This is a genomic window from Pseudotabrizicola sediminis, from assembly GCF_004745575.1.
Classification (GTDB): domain Bacteria; phylum Pseudomonadota; class Alphaproteobacteria; order Rhodobacterales; family Rhodobacteraceae; genus Pseudotabrizicola; species Pseudotabrizicola sediminis.
In genome coordinates, this window is record NZ_RPEM01000014.1 from 63534 (window position 1) to 69632 (window position 6099).

Consider the following 6099-nt stretch of genomic DNA (forward strand, 5'->3'; position numbering starts at 1 on the left):
TCCCGACCTTTGGAGACTGTCATGCAGATGACGCCCCAGGGTTTCGATTATCGCAGGACGTTTGCTGCCGGCCTTATGCCGAAACAACCACCGTCCAACGCTTGGTTTTCGAAATCGGCGCACATTCCTCGATACGGACGGCATCGCCAATCTTGAACTTGTTCTCTGCATCATGTGCGCGATACTTTTTGGATTTACGCACAGTCTTTTGCAGCAGCGGGTGCTTGAAGCGACGCTCGACCAGAACCGTGATGGTCTGTTCGTTCTTGTCCGAGGTCACGACGCCTGAAAGGATACGCTTGGGCATGATATGACCTCTTACTTCGCCGCTTCGGCGGCTTTTTGGTTGAGAATGGTCAGCACGCGTGCTGCGTCACGACGGACGACGCGCATGCGCGCGGTGTTCTCAAGCTGGTTCGTTGCGGCCTGGAAGCGCAGGTTGAAGGCTTCCTTCTTCAGTGCAACGAGCTGGTCGCGCAGCTGATCGGGGGACTTGCCCCGGAGTTCGTCGGCTTTCATGCCGTGTTCCTTTTCTCAATCACCAGAAGGCCCCGGCAGATGCAGGGTGACCTTGAACCCGGTGGATAATACAAAACCAGCGATTCCGAGTCGCCCGGAAACCGCAGGATGGGTTTCACTACAGGGGGGGGCAGAGGATAGCAAGCACAATAAGCCCCCCAATGGAAAAGCCCCCGCCGTTTCCGACAGGGGCCTTGTAGTGTTGACAGCATCGCCTCGCGGCGCGGCCTTACCAGTCTTCGCGGGCGACCACGCGGGTGAGGACCGGAAGCTTCATCGCGCCAAGGCGCAGGGCCTCACGAGCAATAACGTCCGACACGCCGTCGATCTCGAACATGATGCGGCCAGGTTTCACCTTGGCTGCCCAGTAATCGACCGAACCCTTGCCTTTACCCATCCGCACTTCGGTAGGCTTGGACGAGACCGGAACATCCGGGAAAATCCGGATCCAGACCCGGCCCTGACGCTTCATGTGGCGGGTGATCGCGCGGCGGGCCGCTTCGATCTGGCGTGCGGTCACACGCTCTGGCTCGGTCGCTTTCAATGCATAAGAGCCAAAGTTCAAAAGGAAGCCGCCCTTGGCTTCACCGTGAATACGGCCCTTGTGCTGTTTGCGGAACTTGGTCCGTTTTGGTTGCAGCATCTTTCAATACTCCCTTACGCGCGTTCGCGGTCGCGACGAGGTTGACGCGGTGCTGCGCCTTCCTGTGCTTCTGCGTGACGGCGGTCATGCGCTTGCGGATCATGCTCAAGGATTTCGCCTTTGAAGATCCAGACCTTCACACCGATGATCCCGTAAGGGGTCGTTGCTTCGGACAGGGCATAGTCAATGTCGGCGCGCAGCGTGTGCAGCGGCACACGGCCTTCGCGGTACCATTCGGTCCGAGCGATTTCCGCGCCGCCCAGGCGGCCGGCCACGTTCACACGGATGCCAAGCGCACCGATCCGCATGGCGCTTTGCACGCCACGCTTCATGGCGCGACGGAAGGATACCCGACGCTCCATCTGCTGCGCAATCGACTCGGCCACCAGTTGCGCGTCGAGTTCCGGCTTGCGGACTTCGACGATGTTCAGGTGTAGTTCCGACTTCGTGAACGCTGTCAATTTCTTGCGTAGCGTTTCGATATCGGCGCCTTTTTTGCCGATGATCACACCCGGACGTGCCGCGTGGATCGTGACCCGGCACTTTTTGTGCGGGCGTTCGATGATCACCTTGCTGATGCCGGCCTGCTTGGCCTCTTCGTGAATGAATTCACGCATGCGCAGGTCTTCCAGCAGCAAGTTGCCATAGTCTTTCGACTCGGCAAACCAGCGGCTGTCCCAGGTGCGGTTGACCTGGAGGCGCATCCCGATTGGATTAACCTTCTGTCCCATTATGCCGACTCCCCGGACTGACGAACCTTGATGGTGATTTCAGAGAACGGCTTCATGATCTTGCCGAACCGGCCCCGTGCCCGCGGACGGCCACGCTTCATCACAAGGTTCTTGCCACACCAGGCTTCGGCAACCACCAGGCTGTCAACGTCCAGACCGTGGTTGTTCTCGGCATTGGCAATCGCAGACTGCAGGCACTTCTTCACATCGGCCGCGATGCGGCGTTTCGAGAAGGTCAGGTCTGCAAGCGCCTTTTCAACCTTTTTGCCACGGATCAGGCCGGCAACCAGGTTGAGCTTTTGCGGCGAGGTGCGCAGCATCCGGCTGATCGCCATTGCCTCGTTGTCCGCCACGCGGCGCGGATTCTTTTCCTTGCTCATGGCTTACTTCCTCTTGGCTTTTTTGTCGGCGGCGTGACCGTAATAGGTCCGCGTCGGCGAATATTCACCGAACTTCTGGCCGATCATTTCTTCGGTGATCGCCACCGGAATGTGCTTGTGACCATTGTAGACCCCAAACGTCAGACCGACAAACTGCGGCAGGATGGTGGAACGACGCGACCAGATCTTGATCACTTCGCTTTTGCCCGACTCGCGCGACTTTTCTGCCTTTTTCAGGACATAGCCATCGACGAACGGGCCTTTCCAAATAGAACGTGACATGGATTAGCGGCCCTTTTTCTTGGCGTGACGCGAGCGGAGGATGTATTTGTCCGTCTCTTTGTTCGACCGGGTGCGGTTGCCCTTGGTGCCCTTGCCCCATGGTGTAACCGGGTGACGACCACCAGAGGTCCGGCCTTCACCACCACCGTGCGGGTGGTCGATCGGGTTCATGGCCACACCACGAACGGTCGGACGCACGCCCATGTGGCGCTTGCGGCCAGCCTTGCCGAGGTTCTGGTTGGAATGGTCGGCGTTTGACACGGCACCGATGGTCGCCATGCATTCCTGACGCACCAGACGCAGTTCGCCCGAGGACAGGCGGATCTGGGCATAGCCACCGTCACGGCCGACGAACTGGGCATAGGTGCCAGCGGCGCGTGCGATCTGACCGCCCTTGCCGGGCTTCATCTCGACGTTGTGGACGATGGTACCGATCGGCATACCCGAAAACGGCATGGCGTTGCCCGGCTTCACGTCGGTCTTGGCACCAGCGATAACGCTGTCGCCAACTGCCAGACGCTGAGGTGCCAGGATGTAGGAAAGTTCGCCGTCTGCGTATTTCACGAGGGCGATGAAGGCGGTGCGGTTCGGATCGTATTCGATCCGCTCGACGACCGCTGCAATATCGAATTTACGACGCTTGAAATCCACAATGCGGTACAGACGCTTTGCGCCGCCGCCCTTGTGCCACATCGTGATACGTCCGGTGTTGTTCCGTCCACCCGTCTTGGTCAAGCCTTCTACAAGGCCCTTGACCGGGCGTCCTTTCCACAGCTCCGAACGGTCGATCAGAACCAACCCGCGTTGGCCAGGCGTCGTCGGTTTGTACGACTTGAGTGCCATGCTTTCTGTCTTCCGTCAGCTAGAGGGTCCAATGGTGTGGACCCGAATTATAGGGCCCCGAAGGTCCCCGGTTTATAGGGCCCCGAAGGTCCCCGGTGGTATGATCGGTGTGGAAACCCCCAACCGATTTGGCAAAAAATCCGCGGCCCCGGAAAACCGGGACCGCAAGATTCGCTGGCTTTTATCAGAGGCCTGTCGAGACGTCGATAGTGTTACCCTCTTCGAGCGTAACATAGGCCTTTTTCTTGTCGGACCGGACGCCGGGACGACCCTTGAAACGCTTGGTCTTGCCCTTGGTGATGGTGGTGTTGACCGCCTTCACCTTGACGCCAAAGACAGCCTCGATGGCTTCCTTGATCATCGGCTTGGTTGCGTCCATCGCAACCTGAAACACAACTGCGCCATGCTCCGAAGCCATGGTGGCTTTCTCGGTGATGATCGGCTTCTTGATCAGATCGTAGTGCTGGGGTTTCGCGCTCATTTCAGACGAGCCTCCAATGCTTCGAGTCCTGCCTTGGTGATCACAAGCTGATCCCGCTTCAGGATGTCATAGACGTTGGCGCCCATCGTCGGCAGAACGTCGATCCCTTCGATGTTGCGTGCGGCCAGAGCGAAGCCCTGATCCACAGCCACACCGTCGATGATCAGCACGCGCTTCCAGCCGAGTTCCTTCGCCTGTTTCGCCAGGATCGCGGTTTTGGCTTCCGCCATCACCAGCGTGTCCAGGATGATCAGCTCACCCGCCTTGGCCTTCGCCGACAGCGCGTGACGCAGACCCAAGGCGCGAACCTTTTTCGGCAGATCATGGGCGTGGCTGCGCGGGGTTGGGCCCTTGACGACACCACCCTTGCGGAAGATCGGCGCCTTGCGGGAGCCGTGACGTGCGCCACCGGTGCCCTTCTGGCGGTAGATCTTCTTGGTCGAATAGGACACTTCAGCGCGGGTCAGCGTCGAGTGTGTGCCAGCCTGGGCTTTAGCCCGCTGCCAGCGCACCACGCGATGCAGAATGTCTGCGCGCGGGTCCAGACCGAACAGGTCATCGTTCAAATCGACCGAACCGGCCTTGCCGCCGTCGAGTTTCAGGACATCGAGTTTCATGCTTCACCGCCTTCGGACTTCTTGGTGCCCTCATCAGCGCCCTCGGCAGGTTCGTCACCTGCGTGGAGCGTCTCTTCAAGCGCCTTGGCCTCCAGAGCTTCCTGTTCAGCAGCCTGAGCGGCCAGACGGGCTTCTTCTGCTGCTGCGGCCTCTGCTGCCGCGGCTGCGGCTGCAGCCTCTGCGGCTTCACGCGCGGCTTTGGCGGCGGAACGCAGGGCTGCCGGGATAATCACAGACTCCGGAACCGGCTTCTTCACCGCATCCTTGACCGTGACCCAGCCACCTTTCGATCCGGGGACAGCGCCCTTGACCATGATCAGACCACGGTCGGCATCGGTGCGGATGACCTGCAGGTTCTGCGTGGTCACGCGCACGGCACCCAGATGGCCCGCCATTTTCTTACCCTTGAACACCTTGCCGGGGTCCTGGCATTGGCCCGTGGACCCGTGCGAACGGTGCGACACCGACACACCGTGCGACGCCCGCAGACCGCCAAAGTTATGCCGCTTCATCGCACCGGCAAAACCCTTACCGATCGAGGTACCGGCGATGTCGACGAACTGACCGGGGAAGTAGTGGTCAGCAGTGATTTCCTCACCCACGTCGATCATGCAGTCGTCGGTCACCCGGAACTCTGCCACTTTCCGCTTCGGTTCGACCGAGGCCTTGGCGAAGTGGCCGCGCATCGCGGCCGAGGTCCGCTTGGCCTTGGCTGAACCGGCACCGAGCTGAACAGCCGTATAGCCATCCTTGTCAGCGGTCCGCTGAGCCACAACCTGCAGATTGTCCATATGCAGAACCGTCACCGGAACCTGCTTGCCATCTTCCAGGAACAACCGGGTCATGCCCAGTTTCTTCGCAATAATACCAGAGCGCATCTCTCTATGCCCCCTTATACTTTGATTTCGACGTCAACGCCGGCAGCCAGGTCGAGCTTCATCAGCGCGTCCACGGTCTGCGGGGTTGGATCGACGATATCAAGAAGACGCTTGTGCGTGCGGATTTCCCACTGGTCGCGCGACTTCTTGTCGATGTGCGGACCACGGAGAACGGTGAATTTCTCGATCTTGTTCGGCAGCGGGATCGGCCCGCGAACCTGTGCGCCTGTGCGTTTGGCCGTGTTGACGATTTCCTGGGTGCTGGCGTCCAGCACGCGGTAATCGAAGGCTTTCAGGCGAATGCGAATGGTCTGACCTTGCATTTCTTGTTCCTTCGGAACGTAGACGGGGCAACATGCCCGGCCCATAGGTTCACATTTGTGGATGGTCTGCAGCGCGCCCAAACATTGGGCGCGCCGCGTTTCGTTATACTGTCATACCGCCATTGGAAAGGCGATTCGCGCAGCCTCAGGCGAGGATTTTCGAGACCACGCCTGCGCCGACGGTGCGGCCGCCTTCGCGGATGGCGAAGCGCAGCTTTTCTTCCATCGCGATCGGGGCGATCAGTTCGACGTTGAACTTCAGGTTGTCACCCGGCATCACCATCTCGGTGCCTTCGGGCAGCTGGACCATGCCGGTCACGTCGGTCGTGCGGAAGTAGAACTGCGGACGGTAGTTCGCAAAGAACGGCGTGTGACGGCCGCCTTCTTCCTTGGTCAGGATAT

General features: G+C 59.7%; 12 protein-coding genes. All 12 read right to left on the minus strand.

Annotated features, from left to right (window positions below; genetic code table 11):
- Positions 1-73: 73 nt before the first annotated feature.
- The gene (rpsQ, locus tag EEB11_RS16890) at positions 74-307 is read right to left on the minus strand and encodes a 30S ribosomal protein S17 (RefSeq protein WP_135433367.1); all 234 of its coding nucleotides are present in this window, start codon (positions 305-307) and stop codon (positions 74-76) included.
- 11 nt (positions 308-318) lie between these two features.
- The gene (gene rpmC, locus EEB11_RS16895) at positions 319-519 is read right to left on the minus strand and encodes a 50S ribosomal protein L29 (RefSeq protein WP_103334351.1); all 201 of its coding nucleotides are present in this window, start codon (positions 517-519) and stop codon (positions 319-321) included.
- 229 nt (positions 520-748) lie between these two features.
- A complete protein-coding gene (gene rplP / locus EEB11_RS16900) occupies positions 749-1162 on the minus strand; it encodes a 50S ribosomal protein L16 (RefSeq protein ID WP_103334348.1) in 414 nt (137 codons plus the stop codon).
- 14 nt (positions 1163-1176) lie between these two features.
- On the minus strand, positions 1177-1893 hold the full coding sequence (rpsC, locus tag EEB11_RS16905) for a 30S ribosomal protein S3 (RefSeq protein ID WP_135433369.1): 717 nt from the start codon (positions 1891-1893) through the stop codon (positions 1177-1179).
- Complete coding sequence (gene rplV, locus EEB11_RS16910) at positions 1893-2273, minus strand: 50S ribosomal protein L22 (protein WP_135433371.1); 381 nt, start codon at positions 2271-2273, stop codon at positions 1893-1895. Before rplV ends, rpsC begins: the two co-directional genes overlap by 1 nt.
- 3 nt (positions 2274-2276) lie before the next feature.
- Positions 2277-2555 carry a 30S ribosomal protein S19 gene (rpsS, locus tag EEB11_RS16915; protein WP_103334345.1) on the minus strand — a complete coding sequence of 93 codons (279 nt, stop codon included), beginning with the start codon at positions 2553-2555 and terminating at the stop codon, positions 2277-2279.
- 3 nt (positions 2556-2558) lie between these two features.
- A complete protein-coding gene (gene rplB / locus EEB11_RS16920; RefSeq protein WP_100195929.1) occupies positions 2559-3398 on the minus strand; it encodes a 50S ribosomal protein L2 in 840 nt (279 codons plus the stop codon).
- Positions 3399-3582: 184 nt separating this feature from the next.
- The gene (locus EEB11_RS16925; RefSeq protein ID WP_135433373.1) at positions 3583-3879 is read right to left on the minus strand and encodes a 50S ribosomal protein L23; all 297 of its coding nucleotides are present in this window, start codon (positions 3877-3879) and stop codon (positions 3583-3585) included.
- Positions 3876-4496: a 50S ribosomal protein L4 gene (gene rplD / locus EEB11_RS16930; protein WP_135433375.1), complete on the minus strand. Its 621-nt coding sequence runs from the start codon at positions 4494-4496 to the stop codon at positions 3876-3878. The genes EEB11_RS16925 and rplD overlap by 4 nt, the downstream gene beginning before the upstream one ends.
- Positions 4493-5374, minus strand: coding sequence for a 50S ribosomal protein L3 (gene rplC / locus EEB11_RS16935; RefSeq protein ID WP_135433377.1), 882 nt, complete (start codon positions 5372-5374; stop codon positions 4493-4495). The genes rplD and rplC overlap by 4 nt, the downstream gene beginning before the upstream one ends.
- Before the next feature lie 14 nt (positions 5375-5388).
- Positions 5389-5697, minus strand: coding sequence for a 30S ribosomal protein S10 (gene rpsJ, locus EEB11_RS16940; RefSeq protein WP_023666234.1), 309 nt, complete (start codon positions 5695-5697; stop codon positions 5389-5391).
- A gap of 145 nt (positions 5698-5842) precedes the next feature.
- Positions 5843-6099: EF-Tu C-terminal domain-related protein (locus EEB11_RS16945; RefSeq protein ID WP_494338052.1), on the minus strand; the 257-nt coding region annotated here is incomplete at its 5' end.